Raw genomic sequence first — 23,836 nt, forward strand, 5'->3', positions numbered from 1 at the left:
AATTAATTATTATGAAAAAATTATTTATCCTTTTTATAGTTTTCATTTCGTTTTTGGAAATTGGTTTTGCTTTGCCTTGCTTAGGAGGAATTACCTTGACAACACAGGCCGAAATTGATGCGTTTCCAATTAATTATCCAGGTTGTACAGAAATAGAGACCTACCTTAATATTGGTCCGTCAAACGATATTACAAACCTCGATGGTTTGAGTCAAATCAGATTCATTGGTCAAAGTTTAAATATTTTTTCATGTAATACATTGCGTTACATTGATGGATTAAATAATTTAGAGTATGTTGGCCCTGGTTCCATTGTTATTAATAATAATCAATTATTAGAAGAAATAAGTGGCTTTAATGGAGCCCTCAACTCACAGACAAATATTATCGTTTATGATAACCCATTGTTACTTACTATGTCAGGATTTAACAATTTTCCATATGCTGGTTTAATTTCTTTTTCAAGGAATTATGAACTAGTGGAAATTTCAGGATTTTCTAGTTTAACGAATGCTGCTGACATACAATTTGATACAAATCCTAAATTGCAATTTTTTAATGGTTTTAGCAATTTGAAGGAGTCCATTGGATTCTATTTTATCAATACCGGAATCAAAGATTTTACATCCTTTAATTCGGTCACGAATTTGGGTTATTTGTTCATCTATTTTTGCGATTCTTTAGTAAATTTTAATGGACTTGAACAGCTACAATTTATTAAAAAGGATCTAGATATAGCTTATAATAGCAATTTGTCATCAGTGTCTGGGTTTTCAAGTTTAGCCCAAATTGGAGGGTATTTTAATATAGGACTATGTCCTCTTATTTCAAATTTTTTGGGCATGGAATCCTTATCAAGTATCGGCGGTGATTTTGCAATAGGTTCTATGGATGGTCTAAATACTTTGAATGGTCTTGAGTCACTAACCAATGTTGGAAAATATTTGATTATATCCTATTGCCCGATTTTGACTTCTATAAATTCCTTAAGTAGTTTAATGAATACTGGTGGCTTACAAATAAATTATTGTCATTCCTTGTTGAGTTTTTCCGGACTAGAAAATCTTGAGACAATTAATGGGAATGTATATTTTGATCAAAATGATTTGATAGTTAATTTTCTGGGATTTCAAAGTCTAAATGCAATCAGTGGAGATTTTAGCTTGTACAATCACCCAAATTTGATAGATTTTAATGGATTGCAAAACCTGGAATCACTGGAAGGTAATATTTATATTTTGTGGAATAATGCATTGCAAAGTTTAAATGGCTTGGACAATATTGAGCCTAATTCAATTGATTATATCGGTATACATTACAATCCTAGCTTATCTTTTTGTTCGGTGAAAAGTGTTTGTAACTATTTAGGAAAAGGTAAATTTTCAACTATAGATGGGAATACAACGGGCTGCAATTCCATAGTTGAAGTTATTGATTTATGTGGAGAGGATAACGACCATGATGGTTATTTTGCGCAATTTGGTGATTGTGATGACAATAATGCTAATAAAAATCCGGGAGAAGCGGAAGTATGCAATGAATTAGATGATGATTGTGACGGACTTGTAGATTTGTTGGATCCAAATTTTGTTTATTATGGTAACAATGATCCAAAATTTTATGATGTAATCAATCCTGTTATTAATTGTCCACCTGCAATAACATATACAAGTCCTTCAGGCAATTGTGGTCCCTTTCCAAAAGGGACTATACTTTTAGAAAAAGCAATAGCGACTGACAATTGTGGTATTTTAGAATCCGTCAAGAATGACGCTCCAAGTAACTTAGCAATGGGTGTTACAAATGTCAAATGGACGGCAACCGATCTTAAAGGAAATTCTTCGTCTTGTGTGCAAACTGTAACCATTTATGCATTCGCCTGTAAGTATCCAAGTCAGGTTTATCATCGGGATACCACCTTAAATTCAGCAAAAATAAAATGGAAGGCACAAGCTTCTACCTGTGCAAATAGTGCTGGATATGAATTGCGAATTCAATACGAACTTTCACCTGGAGTTTGGTCTGGATGGTCTGCTTGGAAGAATAAATCTGGTTCTGGTTTGGAACACATATTTAAAGGATTATCGCCAGGAACCTTTTATCATTATCAAATTAGAACGATTTGTAGTAGTCTTCAGAAATCTACCGAAATTAATGGATGGTTTCACACCTTATCTGGTGGATTGTTACGACAATTTGAATATGAAATTGGTGAAAAGAAATTGCCATTTGAAACATGGCAAGCTGATGGTTCTATAGCAGATGTAAAAGACCTTCGGATTTTAGCAAATCCAAATCCTGCCGGAAATACTACGCAAATAGAAATTGAAGGATTTGAGAATTCTGATAAAGAAGTTTTAATGGCCGATCTCCATGGAAGAATGGTTTTTAAAGTTTTGTTGAATGCAGATCAAAATCTGCTTGAATTAGATTTTGGAAATTTGTCATTGCACAATGGAAATTATTTGATCCGTGTTAGCAATTCAGAATACCAAAAATCATTGCAATTAATTATTGAAAAATGAGATGAATGTACTTTTTTCTAGCTATAATATTTATGAGTTATAGCTGTAAAAAAATTGAGAATATTAAGTTTAAGCTTACTATAAAGAGCTTTTAAGGACTCTATTATTTTTAATTAGTAAATTTTGGTTCGACAGGGAAACATTTAAAATTCTAAATTTTATAGATCTCTAGAATTATAAGCATTTATTGTATGCACCCTGATTGATTAGCTTATTTTTACTGGAAATTGAGCTAAAATAGTAGTTTTTTAAAATATTAACATTTGTTTATATATTCGATACTCCTTTGGTCCAATTCTCTTTATAAATTTGCTTCATAAATTGCCTTGGTGCTATTCATAATATGGAATACTTCTAAGTATATTTTGAATCGCCTGCGGATCTCTTTGCTTAGTTATTGAATGATGCAATTATTTTTATTTATGAAATGGTCTCTATTTGTTATTTTAAGTTTCTTTTATTTTTCAGGCAAAGCTCAAACAGATAGTTGTGAAATAAAAGTTACGATAGAAGGTTTTACTGGTGGAAAAATTAAGCTCATCAGTGTATTTGGTGATCAGAATTTTATTGCCGATTCTACCCTCATGGATGCAAAGGGTAATTTTGAATTCAAAAAAAGAAGTCCTTTTAAATCGGGTTATTACTATATTATTTTACCGGACTATACAAGTATCCATATGATTTTGGATGATGACCAGCATTTTCAAATGCTTTCAAATAAAGCTGATTTAATCGGTATGATGAAAATTAATTCTTCTATTGATAATCATCTCCTGTATGAATCTTTTCGTTTTCAGCTTCGGCAAGAGAAAAAAATTGACTCCTTAAATACGCTTAAGAAGTCCAATCCAGCAGATACTGCCATTGTTTCTATGGTAGATAGACAGCTCAAACAAATCCAAAGAGAAAACAAAAGCAAGTTAGAAATTTGGCAAAAAGAGTATCCAAAGTCTTTTTTCACTAAATTCAAAACTGCAGGACAAAATCCGGAAATTGTAGATGTAAGAAATGAAAAGGGGGAAATTGATTTAGCAAAACAACTTCAGCTTTTCAGACTTGCTTTTTGGGATCAAGTAGATCTTAGCGATATCCGTTTATTGTATACTCCGGTAATTGTAAATAAATTGAAACGATTTATTAAGGAACTTACTCCGCAACAACCAGATTCCATAATTCGACAAGCTGACTTTATCATTAAAAAGTCATTAGTGAATAAGGAAATGTTTCAATTTATTAGTAATTGGATTGCTTTAAAATATCAACCTACACAGACAAATGTAATGGATGGTGAAGCTGTTTTTGTACATATTTTAGATACCTATTTCACAAAAGAAAATGCGTATTGGATGGATGACAAGGAATTGACAGCTATTCAAAAAAAGGTATTTGAAATGAAAGCTAGTTTGTTGAATTGTCAGGGCCCGGATGTGATTTCAACCGATTTAGATGGTAAAACGCGATCCATATATGAGCTCAAAGAAGATTTTGTAGTGGTCTTTATGTATGATCCGGATTGCGATCATTGTCAGAAAGAAACTCCCTTATTAAAGGAATTTTATGGAAAATGGAAAGCTAAAGGTGTTGAAGTTTTTGCGATTATTTTGAATTCTACAGATCAACAATGGCGGGATTTTGTAAAAAAATATCAAACAGAATCCTGGATTAATGTCCATGATCCAACGAACAGAAGTATTTATGCAAAATATTTTGTTGACATAACACCAGAGATGTATGTTTTAAACAAAAACAGAAAAATAATAGGTAAAAATTTAAAAGCAGAACAATTACCATTTATAATCGAACAGGAATTAAAGAAAAATTCAACGGAATCGCGGTAATTTATTTTGATCAAATTTGTTTTACAATGTAGAATGTTTATTCTTTTAATTCACCTTTATATTCCCAGGTAGCATTTTTCTTTGCTTCAAAAAACAAATCATATAATTTGCTGATCCCTAAAGAGGCACCTTGTTCATAATCATACCAGGTTTTAGCAGTCCCATCGCTATAACTTATGATCATTGTAATTGTTTTATCAGCACTTTCTTCTCCAAAATGTTGATTTGATTTTTGCAGCTTTAAATAGTTAGAAAGTGAATATACTTTTTTAAACACAGACTCTTCACAGAGAGCAGCATACATACCAACTTCTTCATCTGTATTTTTAATATTAGAGAGAATCATTTGTCCCAAACTGTCAATTTTCATTTTAAAATCTGGGCAGCCACCAAACTGACAAAATGAATGCATTTGAATAAATTGAATATCTTTTATTGTTGGTTTTAAATTATACTCAATGATTCCTCCAAAATTATAGACTAAAGTATCTTTTTTTATCAAACCCATTTTATAATAATCAATGTATGTTCGCGGAAGGCGAGTCTCTTGTCCGTCTTTCACTTGAATTGTAGTTTCTGTTTTGAATTGCTTAAATAAAATTAAGAGCCCTTTACGGCTTTCTTCAATAAATGGAATTACAAGATTTCCTCTATTTTTTGGTGGACAAACTGGAATTAATGTAAAACCGGATTCTTCATCTAATTCATCTTTACCTAAAATTAAATAATGTGCCTGATCTTTTTTTTCCTGACCCGTTATAAATAAGTCTGGTATTTTATCATCATTAAAATCGCCTACAAACCAAGGAGAATATTCCAATGAATCTAAATACCATTGATTTTCTTCTTCCGGACATTTAATTCCTAAACTGAAGTTTTTTAAATCATTAAATTCGTCTTTGACAAATATCATAACTTCTTTATCTACTGTAAATTCGTCAAATGCTTGTGCCATAGATGCTGTGAAATAAACCAGCTGAAACAAAAGGCAAAATTTCAGTTTCATGTTCTCAAATTTAGTTCAGCTTATAATTTAATCCTAATTCTTCTAATTTAATTAATAGTTCACTGCTAATCGTAACTTTTTTTGTAGATGCTAAGGCAAGTTGTTGTTCTTGTTTTAAATCAATTACCTGAATTTTTAATTGCATATTTCCTTTATTATTTTTCAAAATACTATCTATTTTTTCGATGAGTTGATCTGAAATAGTATCCAAACGCACAAATACCGTAAGGCTTTTTTTAACAACATGTGAAAGTGCGGAAGATAATAAAATAATGTTAGATACTTTGAAAACCCATTCTTCATCATTTTGTTTCCAGTTAGATTTATCATAAGTTCCATCAATCATAACGGCAACACCATTATTTAACATTCCTTTATATTGTAAATATTGTTCTTTAAATAATCGGATTGGAATACTTCCAAAATAATCTTGTAATTTAAAAATTCCAAAGCCTTCCCCTTTTTGATTCGTTCGATGCTGTACTTCTGTTATGATACCGCATAATCGATGGCGATAACCTTGACGATTTTCTTCTTTAAAAATTTCTAATTTATCAATGCTTACCGTGGAGCTATGTTTTATTTCAAGTCGATAATCATCTAAAGGATGTGAACTCAAATAAATCCCTGCAACTTCAACTTCATGTTCTAATTTTTCAAGTGTATTCCAGGGTGCACAAATTGGAGGTGAAGGAATTTGAATATCTTCCTGGTAAGATTCACCAAATAAAGATGCCTGTTGATTTTCTATAGAACTTTGATATTGATTTCCCCAGCGAAGCATACATTCAATATAACTTGGATATTTATCTATCGCAGCGAAATATTGTGCGCGATGCATATTGGTGAAACAATCAAAAGCACCACCATACACGCAACTTTCAATTACTTTTTTATTAAAAATTCGTGAATTTAAACGCTTTATCATATCGGCAAAATCAAGAAACATACTATGTTGATCCCGTTCCTGAAGGATATCAGTTACAGGTCCTTCACCAACGCCTTTCAAAGCAGATAATCCAAAACGTATATGCCCTTTTTCATTCACGGTAAACTCTATTTCAGATTCATTAATATCCGGTCCGAGCACCGTTAATTTCATTTGTTGGCATTCATGCAGGTAGGTACTTAAGTCTGCAACATTATTTTTATTTGCAGTTAATACAGCGGCCATAAATTCTGCTGGATAATGCGCTTTAAGATAGGCAGTTTGAAAAGCTAATATAGAGTAAGCAGCTGCATGTGACCGATTAAATCCATAGGCTGCAAATTTTGCCATGACATCAAAAATTTCTTGCGCTTTTTTATCATCAATTCCTTTTTTACTAGCCCGCTCTACAAACAAACTACTTTGTTTGTCCATCTCTTCTTTTTTCTTTTTACCCATTGCGCGTCTCAATACATCTGCTTCGCCTAATGAATAATCAGCCATAATCTGAGCCGCCTGCATAATTTGTTCTTGATAAACCATAATTCCATAGGTAGGTTTCAGAATTTCTTCCAACCATGGATGCGGATATTCAACGGGTAATTTTTTGTTTTTTCTGGAAATAAATTCGTCTATAAATGCCATAGGTCCAGGACGGAAAAGTGCATTCATAGCAATGATATCTTCAATGTCTGAAGGCTTTAGATTTTTTAAATTGGATCGCATACCTTCACTTTCAAACTGAAACAAACCGATCGTTTGACCTTTTTGAAAAAGTTCTAAAGTTTGAATATCATCTAAAGGAATATCTTCTAGTTTTATTCTCTTTTCTTCACCATGTCGTTTTACAATATTGAAAATGGTATCATCAATAATGGATAGTGTATTTAAACCTAAAAAGTCCATTTTTAATAGACCTGTATATTCGATAACGTTTCCTTCGATTTGTGTTACATATAAGTCTGTATCTTTCGCAGTACATACAGGTATAAATCGCATAATTTCATCAGGTGCAATGATGATACCCGCAGCATGAACGCCGGTATTACGAACTGAACCCTCAAGTTTCATTGCCATATTCAGGACATCAGATTCCAATCCGGGAGTTTTTAGAATATTGCGCAGATCTTGGATTTTTTTCTTTTCATCGGAAGTAAATTCATCTGAAATTGCATTTTTTTCTTCCAAAATAGCTTTCAGGTTTACACCAGGCCTGGTAGGTACCATCTTCGCAAGACGATCGGATGAAGAGAGGTCTAATTGTTTTACTCTAGCAACGTCACGAATAGATGATTTTGCAGCCATAGTTCCAAAAGTTACAATTTGAGCAACCTGGTTCCGACCATATTTTTGTACCACATAATCTATGACTTTTTGACGTCCGCGATCATCAAAGTCAATATCAATATCCGGCCATGAAATCCTTTCAGGATTTAAAAAACGTTCAAAAAGAAGATTGTATTTAATCGGATCAATATCGGTAATAGTAAGACAGTATGCAACCGCTGAACCTGCCGCACTGCCTCTTCCCGGTCCAACACTTACCCCTAATTCACGAGCTGCTTTAATGAAGTCCTGGACAATCAGAAAGTAGCCTGCAAATTTCATTTTTTCTATAACAGAAATTTCAAAGCGAAGACGATCTTCAATAATTTTAGTAATACTGCCATATCGTCTTTTGGCTCCTTCAAAGACTAAATGTTCCAGATATTCATTTTGATCTTTGAAATTAGGAGGTATAGGAAAATTTGGCAACAAAACATCTCTTTCTAAATTTGGAATAAAACAGCGTTCTGCTATTTCAAAAGTTTGTTCAATAGCATGAGGAAGATCTCCAAACTGCTTTTGCATTTGTGCTGTTGTTTTGAAATAGAAATCGGAACTCGGAAATTGAAACCGATCTGTTTCCTCAACATTTGAATTTGTATTTATACATAATAATACATCATGGGAGATATAATCTTCCTCTTCCAGGTAATGAACATCATTGGTTACAATGGTTTTAACCTTATATTTCTCCGCTAATTTTAGTAAAACTTGATTGATTTGTTCCTGACTTACGCCAGATTCATCAATATTTTCACATCCTCTGTGTCGTTGAATTTCGATATAAAAATCTTCACCAAGCAGTTCAAGCCACCATTTTAATTTTTGTTCAGCACCTGCCAGGTCTCCTTTTACAATTGCTTGTGGTATTTCAGCGCCTACGCAACAACTTGTTGCGATAATGCCTTCATGATATTTTAATAATAGTTCCTTGTCAATTCTGGGAAATTTTCCATAAAGGCCTTCGATAAAACCTAAGGAACAAAGTTTTGAAAGATTTTCATATCCGGTTTGATTTTTTGCTAATAAAAGTTGATGAAACCGTTCATCTTTTTCGCCACCACTTTTTAAAAAACTATGTTTATGACGATCTGCGACCATATAAAATTCACAGCCCAGGATAGGTTTTAGGCCATTTGCTTTGGCTTCTTTAACAAAACTAAAACAACCAAACATATTCCCATGATCTGTCATTGCAACCGCTTTCTGACCGTCAGCAGCAGCTTTTTTCATCATAGATGCAATATCAGTAGCTCCATCTAATAGTGAAAATTGGGTATGGCAATGCAGATGTACAAATTGAGTCATGGTCTTGAGTGTGCTTAAAAGGTAAAGGTAGGGAAAATTGTGGGTACTATTGGCTTGTGCAGTATGTATGAATTTAGTTCTCTGCCATGTCACTTTGACAAATTCTTCAAATAGCCATAAATCAGCATTTCAGCTAAGCTATTTAACTGCAATTAAAATTAATGTGTTGATGATTAAGCGATGCTTTTTAAGCTTACGATAAAAGTACTTCCTGTTCCATATTCGCTGTCTATTGTGATATTGCCACCCTGGGCTTCAATAAATTCTTTACTAATTGCAAGGCCAAGTCCCGTACCTTCTTTATTTGAACCAGGAACTCTAAAATAGCGATCAAATATTTTGTCCTTATAATGAGGGGCAATTCCAGGTCCGGTATCTTTAATTGCAAATTTTATGCTTCCATCTTCATACTTTATACGAGCATAAATAGTTGAGTTTTCATATGAATATCGGATTGCATTTGAGAGAAGATTCGTAAGAACCCAAGTCGTTTTTTCTGTATCAGCCTGTACATTTGGCAAATTATTCTGGATATTAATTTCAAACTTAATTTGCTTTTGATCTGCAGGAATTTTTGTAGCATGAATTGCATCCAGAAGGATTTCTTTAGCACTTGTAGGAAAAATTGACAATTGAATATTGCCACTTTCAACCTGTGTCATATCTAGCATTTCTCCAGTAATTTTTAATAGTCGATGAGCATCCTCTTTTATACTTTCTAATAAATTTTTCTGTTCTGGATTTAATATTCCAATTTGTTCATTTTCTAATAATTGTAAACTCATTTTAATAGCTGCTATAGGAGTTTTAAATTCATGCGAAACCGTAGCCATAAAGTGGGTTTTTGCAGAGTCTAACTCTTTAAAAGGTGTAATATTTTTTAACAGAATAACATGTCCAATATGTTTTGATACCAATTCTCCAGTAGGTATAATCGAAATTTCAATGATTTCTTTATCAAAATAGCTTTCCTTATTATCTGCAAATATTTTGAGTGATTTTTCTATGACCTTAATTTGCGGCAGTTCTGTTGAAATGAGTTCCTTCATGAGAGATCGAATTAAGTCATTTACAAGAGCAAGGTCTTTAGCATTTTTTCCAATAATTTGATCTGGTTTTAATCCTATTATTTTAATTGCTTCATCATTCGCAAATAAAATTACTTTATTTTCATCTAATCCAATTACTGGATCATGCATTTTGTTTATTAATGTTTCAATTCGTTTCTTTTCAAATAGTATTTTCGAAAGTTTACTATTTTCATATTCCTGTAATTTTTGAGTCATTACATTAAAAGCATTTGCAAGCTCACCAAATTCATTATGCCCTTCAAAACCAACCCGTTTTGTATAGTTTTTTGCAGCAACTTGTTTAATACTTTCTGTCAATTCCTGAATAGGATTTGCTATATTTCCAGGTAGGTTAACTAATAATATAAATGCAATCAGAAAACATAAAGTCCCGATTAAAGGAATCCACCAGGCAGCTAGTTTTGCAGTTTCCTTTGCAACATTACTTTTTCGTTCAATAGCCTGCATATTTAGAAGCATAATATCTGTCAAATCTTTGCGGATGGAACGGTATAATACTGGATCCTGAGGATTTTTAACCAGGCGATTAAAATCCATGGATAGTTTATTAGTCAATTCTTCCTCACCAATTTCAGTAATATTATTTTGTTGTAATGCAAGATGTTTGGTAAATGTTTTAATCACTATGGAGTCCTTAAGATCTTCATCAAGTGAAAGGAGCATGCTCCGGGTATACTCCAGGGTATTATAATTTGCAACTAAAATATTTTGGGTATCCTTATTCAAAACAGTTATCGACAAGGTACCAAGAGCTGCAAGTAATATGATAAGTATGAATAGCAATCCTACGCCCAGGGTTAATTTAGCTTTTATTTTCATGACAATATGATAATATCAACATCCAATGACTTTAATTTTTTCAAGAGTTCATTAAAAGTATTTGTAGCTAATATGAATGCAAATAAGTTTAAATGAGGTTTGCCAATACAAATTGTTGTAATTTCCAGTGTTTCAGCAATTTCAGCTATTTCTTTAGCTACACTTTTCCCTTCTTTTTTAATAATTTCACCACCTAATTCTGTAGCAAGTTTAAAGTTATTGATAAGATATCTTTGCTTGTCTAATGGTATATTATTCGGACTTTCCTTAGGCGTTTGTACAAAAAGAAGATACCATTTACAGTTATAATAATTTGCGAGTCTTGCTGTTTTACGGATAATTTCTTTTGCTGTTTTTTCATTGCTGCTAATACAAGCTAGAAATCGTTCATGCCTTAAAGCAACATTTCTTGGAATTTCTTTTTCTACTTTTCTTTCTACTTGGGTAGCAACCTCTTTTAATGCGAGTTCCCGGAGTTGTAATATGTGTTCAGACTTAAAGAAATTATTAAGAGCCATTTCAATTTTTTCCGCCTGATAAATTTTTCCTTCTTTTAAGCGAGAGATCAATTCATCTGCGGTTAAATCAATGTTCACTACTTCATCTGCCTGAGCAATGATATTGTCGGGTACTCTTTCTTTAACCTCAACACCCGTTATTTTTTTAACTTCTTCATTCAAACTTTCAATATGCTGAATGTTGATTGCTGAAATTACATTGATACCTGCTGAAAGAATTTCAAGTACATCCTTCCACCGTTTTTCATTTTTACTCCCTTCAATATTTGTATGTGCTAATTCATCCACAATTACAACTTCCGGCCTTAGATTAATTACAGCTTGTACATCTAACTCTTCCAATTCCTTTCCTTTGTAAAAAAGTTTTCTACGTGGAATAACCGGAAGTCCCTCTAGTAAATCATGAGTTTCTTTGCGATTGTGTGTTTCTATGTAACCAATTTTTACATCAATCCCATTTTTTAAAAGGGATTGTGCTTCTTGTAACATCCGATATGTTTTTCCAACACCGGCACTCATGCCAATATAGATTTTAAATTTTCCCCGCCTTGATTTTTTAATCAAGTCGAGAAAATGTTGAACAGAAGTTTCTTTTTCAGTCATCAAAATGAAATCGCAAGAGATGAAGTCACAAAGATATTCGATTGTGTTGCTTCACCTTCTTTATTGAATATTTTATCTTTGCTATTTAGAGCTCTTCCTTCAATTCTCCAGTTTGCATTCTCTCTTAATTTGTAATCTAAATTAAGTGAATAAGCGGTAGTTTGAAAACCATTTTCGGTTCCACTGGCAATAATTACTCCATTTTCATCTTTGTAATATTCTCCTCTGGCAGAAATACTCCATTGCTCATTTAAATTAAGTTTAACGATAAGCACTGGACTGATCCAATTGTTGAATTCATTTTTGTTCTCTGTTTTCTCTTCCATCCCATAATCAAAACCTGCGGTAACGTGAAAATTGTCTGTGAGGTGAAATATACCATAGAAATTATGAAAATAACGAATTTGTTTTGCAGTATCTGCTTTTTCATTTCCGAAAAATGTACTGTAGTTTAAAGTGACTTTTGAATTAGGAGTGAAACTTATTTGGGTTCCGAAGGCAGGGCTATTATTCCCATCAGGTCGTTGAATATGTTGCCAACCATTGAGAATTAATCCACTAAAAAACCATTTGCTATTATCGGTTGTGTACGAAATTTTAGCCCCACTTTCATAATAGGGTGTATTGTCTGCGAGTAGACTTCTTGTCAAACTCCAACAATCTTTTGAAACGGCACTTTCAAAGCCAATATGCGAAGCAAATATTCCTGCATCAAGCCATATATTTTTCTTGTTGCAAAGCTTAATTCCTGCATTGGCTTCGTAAATATTTTTTAGTACTCCGGGTTCTGCCGTATAATTGGAGTTTATGTAGGTGCCAGCTGCAAGTGCAAGATTCGCACGGGTTCTATCTGAATTATATGCAGCTTTAATATACCCAAGATTAAGGTTAAATTCATTGTGGCGGTTATGACTGTAAAAGAATGCAGGACGATTGTGGTCAGCTGGTTTATTAAAGTCATAAGAATAATAAACTTCTGCATATCCGCTAAAGCTTAAATTTGATTTTGAACTGTCTATTTGTGCAAATCCAATATTTGCAATGAGGAACATTAATGGTAAAATAGTATTTTTCATTTTTTTGTTTATTTAAGATTGTCTAATGAAATATTTAATTTAAGAACGTTTATTTTTTCTGTACCGAATAAATTTAGAAATGGTTTTTCCGTTTTTTGTTGAATTAATAATAGTAAATCTTTTTCTGCAAGATTTCTGATTTTGGCAATCCGTGGCACCTGAATAAGTGCGGCTTGAACAGAAATGTTGGGATCTAGTCCGGCACCACTTGCTGTGACTAAATCGGACGGAATCTGTGATTTGCTGATAGTTGGGTTATGTGCAAGGAAGCTATCAATTCTTCCTTGTACTTCTGCCAGATAATCAGGGTTGGAAGGTCCTTTGTTACTACCTCCTGAGCCAGCGGCATTGTAGCCAACAGCAGAAGGTCGGGAAGAAAAATATGCATTGTCAGAAAAATTTTGAGCAATGTTACTGTAAAATGTTTTTCCATTGTGTTTTATGATTTCACCCTTCCCATTGTTTGGAGCGAATTGTGCGATACCATAAATTACAGTTGTATAAATTCCACTGAAAAAAATTAGAAACAGGAGCGTCAATTTTATTGCTGGAAGTATATTTGATTTCATTTTTTTGATTTTAGTTTGTGATTATTTTATGATGCATGGTTAAATTTAAACAAATAGAGCAACCAATAAATCAATAATTTTTATTCCGATGAAAGGAATGATTACACCACCCAAACCATAAATGAATAAATTTCTTCGAAGCAATGCTGAAGCTCCGATGGGTTTGTACGAAACACCTTTCAGGGCAAGTGGAATTAATATTGGAATAATTATAGCATTAAAAATAATGGCAGATAGAATAGCACTTTCCGGACTGTGTAGTTTCATAATATTTAATCCTCCAAGCGCAGGAATGGAGGCAATAAACAAAGCTGGTACGATTGCAAAATATTTAGCCACATCATTTGCAATGGAGAAGGTAGTAAGTGTACCGCGAGTCATTAAAAGTTGTTTGCCAATTTCAACGATCTCTATCAACTTTGTCGGGTCATTATCTAAATCAACCATATTTCCAGCTTCTTTTGCTGCTTGCGTTCCACTATTCATTGCAACGCCTACATCTGCCTGTGCCAGAGCTGGGGCATCATTGGTTCCATCACCCATCATCACTACTAATCGGCCTTCATTTTGTTCTTTGCGGATGTAATTCATTTTATCTTCAGGTTTGGCTTCTGCAATATAATCATCAACACCTGCTTTCTCTGCGATGAATTTGGCTGTGAGTGGGTTGTCACCTGTCACCATCACGGTTTTGATTCCCATTTTGCGAAGACGTTCAAAACGTTCATGAATTCCCGTTTTGATTATATCCTGTAGTTCTATTACGCCGATAACTTTTTCATTTTCACAAACTACAAGCGGAGTGCCACCATTACTAGAAATTGTTTTTACTTGTTCTGCAGTATCCATCGGAAAGCTATTACCATTTTTTTCTGAAAGTGTTCTTATAGCATCAGATGCGCCTTTTCGGATCCGGGTGTTTTCAAAATCAATACCACTGCTTCTTGTTTCGGCAGTGAATTTTATGAAAGTTGGATTTTCAATATTGAAATTGTGAGGATTTATACCTGCTAATTCAATAATTGATTTTCCTTCAGGTGTATCATCGCTCATGGAACTCAAAACAGTACATTTGATAAAATGCTTTTCGTCTATTCCTTTAGCTGGATAAAAATGTGTCGCCTTTCGGTTTCCGATAGTTATCGTACCAGTTTTGTCTAATAATAATACATCAATGTCACCCGCGGTTTCAACTGCTTTTCCACTTTTAGTTATTACATTGGCTCGCAATGCTCTGTCCATCCCGGCAATTCCTATTGCGGAAAGAAGGCCTCCAATAGTTGTTGGGATTAAACAAACAAAAAGTGAAATAAATGCTGCAATTGTAATCGGTGTGTTTGCATAATCAGCAAATGGCTTTAAAGTAATGCATACAATAATGAATACTAATGTAAAACCTGCTAATAAAATGGTGAGTGCTATTTCGTTTGGAGTTTTTTGACGTGATGCACCTTCAACCAAAGCAATCATTTTGTCCAAAAAACTTTCTCCAGGTTCTGTTGTAACACGGACAGTGATTTTATCACTCAAAACTTTTGTGCCACCTGTTACGGAACTTTTATCACCTCCCGCTTCTCGAATGACTGGTGCACTTTCACCAGTGATAGCACTTTCATCAATGGTAGCAAGACCTTCAATAATTTCTCCATCTGTAGGAATTATATCTCCAGTTTCACAAAAAAACAAGTCGCCCTTTTTCAATAAAGAAGATGGAACAATTTGAACTTCATTTGATTGAAATTTTCCTACAGCACTCATTTTTTTTGCGGGTGTCTCTTCCCTGGTTTTTCGCAAACTGTCTGCTTGGGCCTTTCCCCTTGCTTCTGCAATTGCTTCAGCAAAATTTGCAAAGAGTAAAGTAAGTAACAAAACAAGGAATACCGTAAAGTTGTAAAGTAAGCTTCCTTGAGCTGCTTCACCAGTTAGGATCCAGATACAAACAATAAACATAACAGCGGTTCCAATTTCGACTGTAAACATCACAGGATTCCGGAACATTATTTTAGGATTGAGTTTCACAAAAGACTGTTTTAATGCTTCATTCACTAAGTCTTTTTGAAATATGGATGTATTTTTAATCATTTTATTTAATTATTTAATCATTGAGAAATATTCTGCGATAGGCCCTAGAGTAAGTACTGGGAAAAAAGCTAAACCCGCCACTAATGCAATTACTGCAAACACCATTAAACCAAAAGTTGCAGTATCGGTTTTTAATGTTCCATTACTTTCGGGTATGTATTTTTTACTTGCTAAAATACCAGCTATGGCTACAGGTCCAATAATTGGAATATAGCGGGCTAACAACATAACCAAACCACAAGCAATATTCCAAAATGGTGTATTGTCGCCTAAGCCTTCAAAACCACTACCATTGTTGGCGCTTGATGAAGTAAATTCGTATAACATTTCACTAAAGCCGTGATAACCAGGATTTGCTAACCAGGCTGCATATTCAGTTGGATTACCAGCATACAAGAAACTTGAAATAGCAGTTCCAGTAAGGATTAAAAATGGATGGAGTAAAGCAATCATCATGGCAATTTTCATTTCTTTTGCTTCTATCTTTTTGCCAAGAAATTCTGGAGTTCTACCAACCATTAAACCACTAATAAATACAGCCAGTATAATGAAGATGTAAAAATTTAAAAAGCCAACACCCACACCACCATAAAAACAATTTATCATCATGCCGAGTAATGCAAACATGCCTGTGAGGGGTGTCATACTATCATGCATTGCGTTCACAGAACCATTGCTTGTACAGGTGGTTGTTATTGCCCAATATGCAGAAGCTGCAGAACCAAAACGTAATTCTTTACCCTCCATACTTCCATGCAGTTGATTTATTCCCATATTAGTAATAGCCGGGTTACCATTCATTTCATTTCTAATAGAGGGAATGACTAATAGCATAAACCCTAAGGTCATTACACCAAAAATTGTCCATGTCAATTTTCTTCTTTTCAATACATAACCCATAGCAAAAAGCATAGCAATTGGAATTAGGAATATGGAAATGGTTTCAATGATGTTGGTTAAATAATTTGGGTTTTCTAATGGATGTGATGAGTTGGGTCCGTAAAAACCACCCCCATTTGTACCCAATTGTTTGATCGCTACAAAACCGGCAACAGGTCCTCTGCTTACTTGTACTGTGTCGCCTTGCAGAGTCGTGATGGTGTCTTTGCCTTCAAAGGTCATTGGAGTGCCATTAAACAATAGTATAACAGCTACTATAAATGAAATTGGTAATAAAATTCTAGTACAACTTCTTACAAAGAAAGCATAAAAATTACCTAAAGTTTCTGTTGTGCGTTCCTTCATTGCTATAAATACTACAGCGCAAATAGCGATACCTGTACCGGCACTTATAAATTGCCAAAGCATTAGAATTAATTGCCCTAAATAGGATAGTCCACTTTCACCGGAATAGTGTTGCAGATTGGTATTCGTTACAAAACTCACAGCAGTATTAAAAGCTAAATCACCACCCATGGAAGGATTGCCATCAGGATTTAGTGGAAGCCAATTCATATTGGTAAGCACAAACATGCAGAGTAAAAACCAAAACAAATTAATGGTAAGTAATGTCACCAAATGTTGCTTCCAATTCATTTCTTTTAATGGGTCTATGTTGCTTAGTTTAAAAAACAAATTGTCCAGAGGATTGAAAATTTTATCAGGCCATGTTTTTTCATTGCTGAAAATTTTTCCGATGTATTTACCTAAAGGTATTGCCAACAGCAGTACTATTGTAAACATGAGGATTACTCCGAGAATTTCTGAATTCATTTTCCGAATTTGATATTTAGTGGTTAAACAATACTTTGGCCTCCTAATAAACGATATAGTGCACTGAACAAATAAAAATCATGGTTGGTGTCCATACAATGATATGTTTTATTTTTGGCCACTTGATTTTAAAATTTTTCGGGTTTTAGCAAAACATAACACATGTATGCGAATACTCCGATTGCGACAATAAATAATGCTAACATATTTTTTAAATTTTTTCAAAGAAGTTAATGGTTTTATAAAATAGTACAAAGCATAACACTCCGACAACTGTGAGGATTCCTGTGATCATGGTTAATAATTTTGATAAGTTTATTTTTTGTTTTATAAATTATAATGGATTGTCGACATTTAGGAATATGATTGTTGTCATATTCCAGATGCATGGATCTGTTTTTGATATTCTGAATGCAATGATTCGGGAAAGAGATTTGTAAACATACAATGATGAATTTCCATGAAGCTTGAAACAGAAAACACATAAATATTTGATATTGCGTTTTTAACTTCGGAAGTACCTTTGTTGAAAATATCTTCAGTTATTTGCAGATAACGCCTTGCTTTTTTAATATTCCCTTTCTGAATTAACCAGTTTGTTACATCCGCTAATCGTTGTACTTGTTTATAAATGTTAGGTATTGCTTTTGCTTTCATTTTGAAATTTTTATTGAGTATGCCAATATTATTTCAAATTGCAATCCACAATTAAATTAATACTATTAACTTAAAGAAAATCAAGTAGTTAAATGGATTCGTGGGAATTTGAATAGGAATAAACCCTTTCATTTTGACAGGGTTGGCACTATCATTTTGCTATGGTATTATCCCAATTTGTATTCGTCTAATTTGCGATAGAGAGTCGTTAAAGCAATCCCGAGTAGTTCAGCTGCTTTTGTTTTGTTTCCATTTGTATAGTTTAGTACTTTTTGGATATGAAGTTTTTCAGCGCTAGCCAATTCAAAAGCAGATAGCTGTTTTTTACCAGCTTTATTATTTAGATTGAATGATTCTTGAAATTCAGGTGGCAAATTCTCTATTTTGAGTTGTTCATTGTCAAGGAGAATAAGACTTCGTTCAATAACATTTTTTAATTCGCGTATATTCCCAGGCCAGAAATGAAGTTTAAGAGCTTCTCTAAATTCAGAAGAAATATTACTAATTTTTTTGGAAGTTTTGGAAGCATATCGTGCGATAAAAAAATTTGTTAAAACTTCTATATCAATAATGCGCTCTCTTAAAGGGGGTAATTTTATTTGAAACGCTGAGATTCGATAAAATAAGTCTTCTCTAAAATTACCGCCTTCCATTTCTTTCAAAAGATCGCGGTTGGTCGCAGCAATAATTCGAATATTTACCTTCGTAGTTTTACTTTCCCCAACCTTAATGAATTCACCAGATTCGAGAACTCTCAATAGCTTCGCTTGAAGTATGAGTGGCATTTCTCCTATTTCATCAAGAAAAATACTCCCATTATTTGCTTCTTCAAAAAGTCCTTTATGATCTTTTATAGCACCTGTGAATGCACCTGCTTTATGTCCAAACATTTCGCTTTCTAATAATTCTTTACTAAATGCCGAACAGTTAATAGCGACAAAATTATGATGTCTTCGAAGACTGGCTTGATGAATTGCTTGTGCAAAAATTTCTTTACCTGTGCCAGTTTCACCCGTTAATAAAACAGTTGCATCTGTTTGAGCCACTTTTTTGGCGAGTTCTATAGCATTTAAAATGGATTTAGATTTGCCAAGAATACTTTCAAAAGATTGTTTGGCTCCCAATTGTTTTTCTAATTGTTGAACACGTTGTGTTAGCTCTACTTTTTCAAATGCACGATAAAGTAAAGGGATAATTTTATTATTATCATCACCTTTGGTAATATAATCAAATGCACCATTTTTTATTGCTTGTACACCATCTGATATGTTACCATTTGCAGTCAAAAGAATAATTTCAGAAGTTGGATATTTAGATTTAATTGATTTAGATAATTCAACACCATTTCCATCGGGCAACTTAACATCACAAAGAATAGTATTAATTTCATATTGTTCTAATTTTTTCAATGCCGTTTTGCAGTCTCCAGCCTCTATCACTTCAAACCCTTCTAAACTAATAATTCTTGAAAGTAAGTTTCTTAATTTTACTTCATCATCTATAATCAATACAGTTTTCAAGCTTTTTCTATATATTATTTTGCAAATTTAGCAAATATTGGCTTTCTAATTTTAATTTAAAATAATTTAATCTGTAGTAACCTTCTATTCAATTCCAGTGCACAAAGTATTTGTTCAGAATATTCTAATTATAGATTAGGTTTTATTCATGAAACCTTGGAATGGGTATTATTTTAAGGCTATGGATATTTTAAAAAAATTGAGTATGAATAAATGAATTTTAAACAATGCACTTCATAACTATTCTTATTTCAAAATCAATTAAGCTAGCTCAATATTTTTTTAAAACTTTAAATGAGCAAGTGGATTGAAGTTATAAAATGCATTTTTTTGACCATTTCATTAATCACTGATTGCGATTTTTCCATTCGAAATGGTTTTATTATTTTGCATCAATTGAAAATAATAAATCCCAAATGGTATATTGTGAAGATTACACTTAATTTCATACCCAAAAATTGAATTATATTGTTTTACTTTATTGCCTATTGAATTATAGATTAATAATTTTGCTTCATGCAATGGTATGTCAAACTTTAAACTAATATGGGATTTTGTAGGATTTGGATAGAGGATATACTTTATTCGATTGTTATTATTCTGAGTGGTATTAAGCGGGAGTATTTGACATATAGAACTTGAATGAACTGAAGTATGCGAATTTGAATTTGAAAAAACGCTATTTCCCAATTGTCCATAATTATTTCTACCACTAGCCCAAATTTGTCCCGTTTCTGTTAGATACAAAGAATGTTCTCGGGTAGCTTCAGCTCTTATTATTTTGTCAGCGCCCCAAGAAGAAATGACCTGCACAGGAGTAGCTTTGTCAATGTTAGTTCCATCACCCAGCTGACCATCATTATTACCTCCGCTATTCAATCCACAAGACCAAACGGATCCATCATTTTTTATAAAAACAGAATGAATACCGCCAGCTTCTGCTTGAATTATTTCTGTTAAGCTACTTATTAGTGTTGCTGATTTTTTATCAAGAGTACTTCCATCACCCAACTGACCATAATTATTTCGTCCACTAGAATACACCTCCCCTCGTTCTGTTACAAAAAGCGAATGCCACTCACCAGCAGATATTTGTTTAATTCCAGAAAGCCCAGGAATTTGTATTGGGATATTTTTTGAGCTTATGGTTCCATTTCCAAATTGACCAAAACCATTATGTCCGCAAGCCCAAACGGTGCCATCTTTTTTCAAGAAAAGGGAGAATTCAGCACCTGCGGCAACTTGTACAATATCTGAAAGCGTGGCAAGCTTAACGGCAATTGTTTTATTGATATTGGTGCCATCCCCTAATTGACCGGAGGAATTCAAACCACTGGCCCAAACGCTACCATCATTTTTTAAAAAAAGGGAATGTTCACCCCCACCAGCTGCTTGAATAATATTCGTTAAGCCAACTACTTGAACAGGCGTCGTTTTATTTTCAATAGTACCATCACCAAGTGGACCTAAAGGGTTTCGGCCACAGGCCCAAACGGTGCCATCCTGTTTAACAAAGAGTGAGTGAAATAATCCTCCAGCGACTTGAATGATCCCGGATAATCCAGTTACTTTAACCCCTTTATTTTCCTCTAAAATACGCCCATTTCCTAATTGACCATATCCATTGTAACCCCAGGAATGAACCGTACTATCTGAACAAATTGCAAGAGAATGCCTTCCTCCTGCAGCTACTAATTGTGCATAAGAAACGTGCGGTTGACAGAAAATAAATACAAGGAAAAGACTAATTTGGATATTAATTCTCATTTTTTATTTTATTTGAATGTTGGTATTTATGATGTTCCAATTGCTGGTACCATTTTTTAATATTTTATCATAAGAATAAATTGCTTTTTTACCAATATGTATCATTTAATGGAATGCTAAGTTAGATAAAATTCTTTGCAATTTATGCATAATTTCAGGTACCCGTTGCATCCTTTTTTTTTTGTATTTGGAATATGACCAATTCTTATATTCTGGAGGTCATGAACTGTATTTATGAAATTATGAATGAGTATATTAACTCCTAATATATGCCGATCCTTGAACTTTGAAACGCCTCTACAGACTTTGTAAGTTTGATTTTAAAACAGTTCAGTTTGGGCTTTATAATTTGTGAAATATTTTCTGAAAATGGTTTATTTTATTATTTGTTACAATAATATTTGTTTTTCTTACATATTTTACTCCATATTTTGAATTAAATTTAGAATTTTAACTTTAATTGAACCTTAGACTATTATTACTTGTTAGGAAAGGAATTATCTCATTTTGAGTTTATTCATTTTACATTATTTAAATAAAACAAAAATTATGAAAATTTTACTAAATCTAGTGTGGATCACTTTTATGTTGTCAGCTACCGTCGATGCTCAACATGTTAATCTTGGTATTAAAGCAGGGCTAAACTTATACAATGTAAGTAGTGATGACAATTCAGAATATGATTCTAAGGCTGGGATTCATGTGGGATTGATAGGACATGTACATTTGAAGGATCATTTTGCATTGCAACCAGAAATTATATATTCAGTTCAAGGCGCAAAATCAAGTGAAGCAAATTCTGATGACAAAATTAATCTAGGGTACATAAATATTCCAGTATTATTTCAATATATGTTTGACAATGGATTTAGAATTCAAGCAGGACCTCAACTTGGTATACTTGTAAATGCCAAAGCGGAGTCAAACAATATTAGTATAGATATTAAAGATGATCTCAAAGCGATCGAATTTGCAATTGCTGCTGGTTTAAGTTATGTGCATCCTCCTACAGGATTTGGGGTAGATGTGCGTTATAACATAGGCTTAACTAATATTAATGATACTGACATTGTTACAGTAAAAAATAACGGACTTCAAATTGGTGTATTTTACCTCTTCAAGCATAGAAATTAATATTTCTACTTGAAAGTTATTTTGCAATCATAATTTATGCGTTTCCTCGATTTTCAATTGCAGGCATTAGAAAATCGAGGAAGTTGCATACTTTCTTTTATCTAGGTTGGGTACTATTGTTCTATTAAAAAATAGTATTAGTAGCGTTCACTAGTTTACTTAACTTAGAATTTAATAATCCGAACCTAGTAATTTTTTTTAGAGCGATTATTTGTTTTGCCTTTGTGATAAAAGTTTAAAAAGGAATTTAATCTAGGTCCAGAAAATTTGATCCTTTAACGATCCCTTATTTTAAGTTCTTTATAAAGTGGATAGAAAATCCTTGATTTCTTGAAGTGTTTTTACTTCAAGATTTATGGAAACAACATCATCCTTAAGTATTGTTTTTTCTACGTAACCTAAATAATAGTTTTGTTTTCCTTTCCCAATGATGATGTAGTATACTGCTTCATTGATGGGCAGAGGTCCAAAGCAAATCTTATCTTTATCTGTTGTGCAACATGGATTTAACATTACATTCAAATTTTTGAATACACAAACTGCAGTTAGATTAATGGAGTCTCCATTTGGAGGAGTCGTAGCAATTAGACAGGGATTTGTTTTTTCTTGCGTATTATCTTTTGTAAAATAATCGCAATTTACCCAACCTAACTTTTTCGGAAAACATTCCATACCAATCGTAAAGCGGCTGTTTGAATCTCGTACCCATTCACTTTGGTTCACATTATTTTGTGTGTTCGGATCGTTATCAGATTCAATCCAGTTGATACCCTTTTCCGTTTCTTCACCATAGAACATTTCCATTTCATCTGGAATTTGATTTTTGGTTGCAATTCTCAAACTATATTCACTCGTAGGTGCCAATTCTAAGGGCATCCCATTGCAATGTGCAAGGACATTGACCATGCCACCGGAAACTAGTATTTGATTCCCAGAATTGGTTCCTACTAAATTTTCAACCATTTCTTTTTTGTTTAAAATAAAATCAATTTCTATCGTGATCAATTTGTTTCCGATAGGATTTCCATTTAATGTGAAACTATTAGGGTAAAACTCAATCTGAGAATCATCTGGAAAATTGTGAATGTGCCCGTATCCTGCATAAAAACTAAAAACAGTATGGGTACTTTTCAAATCTTTAAAATCCGATATCGCCTGGTTTCGATCAAATTGAAATGTTGTTTCATCGTTGTAAGGGGTAAACGTATCAACATCCGAGCAAGCCTGAAATAAAAGCATGAAATGTAGAATGAATACACTTGTAATTTTTAATAATGAATTTGTTTTCATGTGATTTAATTTTAATGGTTAATAATAACACTTCAATGACTTGTGGAATGCGTCATTTGTTGCCTG

General features: G+C 33.2%; 16 protein-coding genes. 3 read left to right on the forward strand and 13 right to left on the reverse strand.

Features of this window, described 5'->3' with window-relative positions; all coding sequences use genetic code 11:
• Positions 1-11 precede the first annotated feature (11 nt).
• The gene (locus IPO86_03355) at positions 12-2,525 is read left to right on the forward strand and encodes a T9SS type A sorting domain-containing protein (protein ID MBK9727135.1); all 2,514 of its coding nucleotides are present in this window, start codon (positions 12-14) and stop codon (positions 2,523-2,525) included.
• A 422-nt stretch (positions 2,526-2,947) separates the two neighbouring features.
• Positions 2,948-4,363 (forward strand): redoxin domain-containing protein, encoded by a 1,416-nt coding sequence (locus IPO86_03360; protein ID MBK9727136.1) that lies wholly within the window; start codon positions 2,948-2,950, stop codon positions 4,361-4,363.
• Between the two features lie 37 nt (positions 4,364-4,400).
• Here the strand turns inward: IPO86_03360 and IPO86_03365 are convergent, their stop codons facing one another.
• The 12 genes from IPO86_03365 to IPO86_03420 form a co-directional block, all read right to left on the reverse strand.
• A complete protein-coding gene (locus IPO86_03365) occupies positions 4,401-5,369 on the reverse strand; it encodes a hypothetical protein (GenBank protein ID MBK9727137.1) in 969 nt (322 codons plus the stop codon).
• A gap of 10 nt (positions 5,370-5,379) precedes the next feature.
• Complete coding sequence (dnaE, locus tag IPO86_03370; GenBank protein ID MBK9727138.1) at positions 5,380-8,931, reverse strand: DNA polymerase III subunit alpha; 3,552 nt, start codon at positions 8,929-8,931, stop codon at positions 5,380-5,382.
• A 173-nt stretch (positions 8,932-9,104) separates the two neighbouring features.
• Positions 9,105-10,841, reverse strand: coding sequence for a HAMP domain-containing protein (locus IPO86_03375; GenBank protein ID MBK9727139.1), 1,737 nt, complete (start codon positions 10,839-10,841; stop codon positions 9,105-9,107).
• Positions 10,838-11,962: a sensor protein KdpD gene (locus IPO86_03380; GenBank protein ID MBK9727140.1), complete on the reverse strand. Its 1,125-nt coding sequence runs from the start codon at positions 11,960-11,962 to the stop codon at positions 10,838-10,840. Before IPO86_03380 ends, IPO86_03375 begins: the two co-directional genes overlap by 4 nt.
• Entirely contained in the window at positions 11,962-13,038 is a 1,077-nt protein-coding gene (locus IPO86_03385) for a porin (protein ID MBK9727141.1), read from the reverse strand. The genes IPO86_03380 and IPO86_03385 overlap by 1 nt, the downstream gene beginning before the upstream one ends.
• An 8-nt stretch (positions 13,039-13,046) precedes the next feature.
• Positions 13,047-13,607 carry a K(+)-transporting ATPase subunit C gene (locus tag IPO86_03390; protein MBK9727142.1) on the reverse strand — a complete coding sequence of 187 codons (561 nt, stop codon included), beginning with the start codon at positions 13,605-13,607 and terminating at the stop codon, positions 13,047-13,049.
• Between the two features lie 45 nt (positions 13,608-13,652).
• Positions 13,653-15,689, reverse strand: a complete 2,037-nt coding sequence (gene kdpB / locus IPO86_03395; protein MBK9727143.1) for a potassium-transporting ATPase subunit KdpB — start codon at positions 15,687-15,689, stop codon at positions 13,653-13,655.
• Positions 15,690-15,698: 9 nt separating this feature from the next.
• On the reverse strand, positions 15,699-17,402 hold the full coding sequence (gene kdpA, locus IPO86_03400) for a potassium-transporting ATPase subunit KdpA (protein MBK9727144.1): 1,704 nt from the start codon (positions 17,400-17,402) through the stop codon (positions 15,699-15,701).
• Positions 17,403-17,530: 128 nt separating this feature from the next.
• Entirely contained in the window at positions 17,531-17,608 is a 78-nt protein-coding gene (gene kdpF, locus IPO86_03405) for a K(+)-transporting ATPase subunit F (protein MBK9727145.1), read from the reverse strand.
• A gap of 166 nt (positions 17,609-17,774) precedes the next feature.
• The gene (locus IPO86_03410; GenBank protein MBK9727146.1) at positions 17,775-18,059 is read right to left on the reverse strand and encodes a hypothetical protein; all 285 of its coding nucleotides are present in this window, start codon (positions 18,057-18,059) and stop codon (positions 17,775-17,777) included.
• 167 nt (positions 18,060-18,226) lie between these two features.
• Entirely contained in the window at positions 18,227-19,579 is a 1,353-nt protein-coding gene (locus IPO86_03415; GenBank protein ID MBK9727147.1) for a sigma-54-dependent Fis family transcriptional regulator, read from the reverse strand.
• Between the two features lie 342 nt (positions 19,580-19,921).
• Positions 19,922-21,346, reverse strand: coding sequence for a T9SS type A sorting domain-containing protein (locus tag IPO86_03420; GenBank protein ID MBK9727148.1), 1,425 nt, complete (start codon positions 21,344-21,346; stop codon positions 19,922-19,924).
• A gap of 549 nt (positions 21,347-21,895) precedes the next feature.
• Between IPO86_03420 and IPO86_03425 the strand changes: the two genes are divergently transcribed.
• Positions 21,896-22,480, forward strand: a complete 585-nt coding sequence (locus tag IPO86_03425; protein MBK9727149.1) for a PorT family protein — start codon at positions 21,896-21,898, stop codon at positions 22,478-22,480.
• Positions 22,481-22,780: 300 nt separating this feature from the next.
• On the opposite strand, the gene IPO86_03430 is transcribed toward IPO86_03425, so the two are convergent.
• Positions 22,781-23,770: a hypothetical protein gene (locus tag IPO86_03430; GenBank protein ID MBK9727150.1), complete on the reverse strand. Its 990-nt coding sequence runs from the start codon at positions 23,768-23,770 to the stop codon at positions 22,781-22,783.
• Positions 23,771-23,836: the final 66 nt, after the last annotated feature.

The organism is Saprospiraceae bacterium (genome assembly GCA_016717265.1).
Taxonomy (GTDB): Bacteria; Bacteroidota; Bacteroidia; order Chitinophagales; family Saprospiraceae; genus Vicinibacter.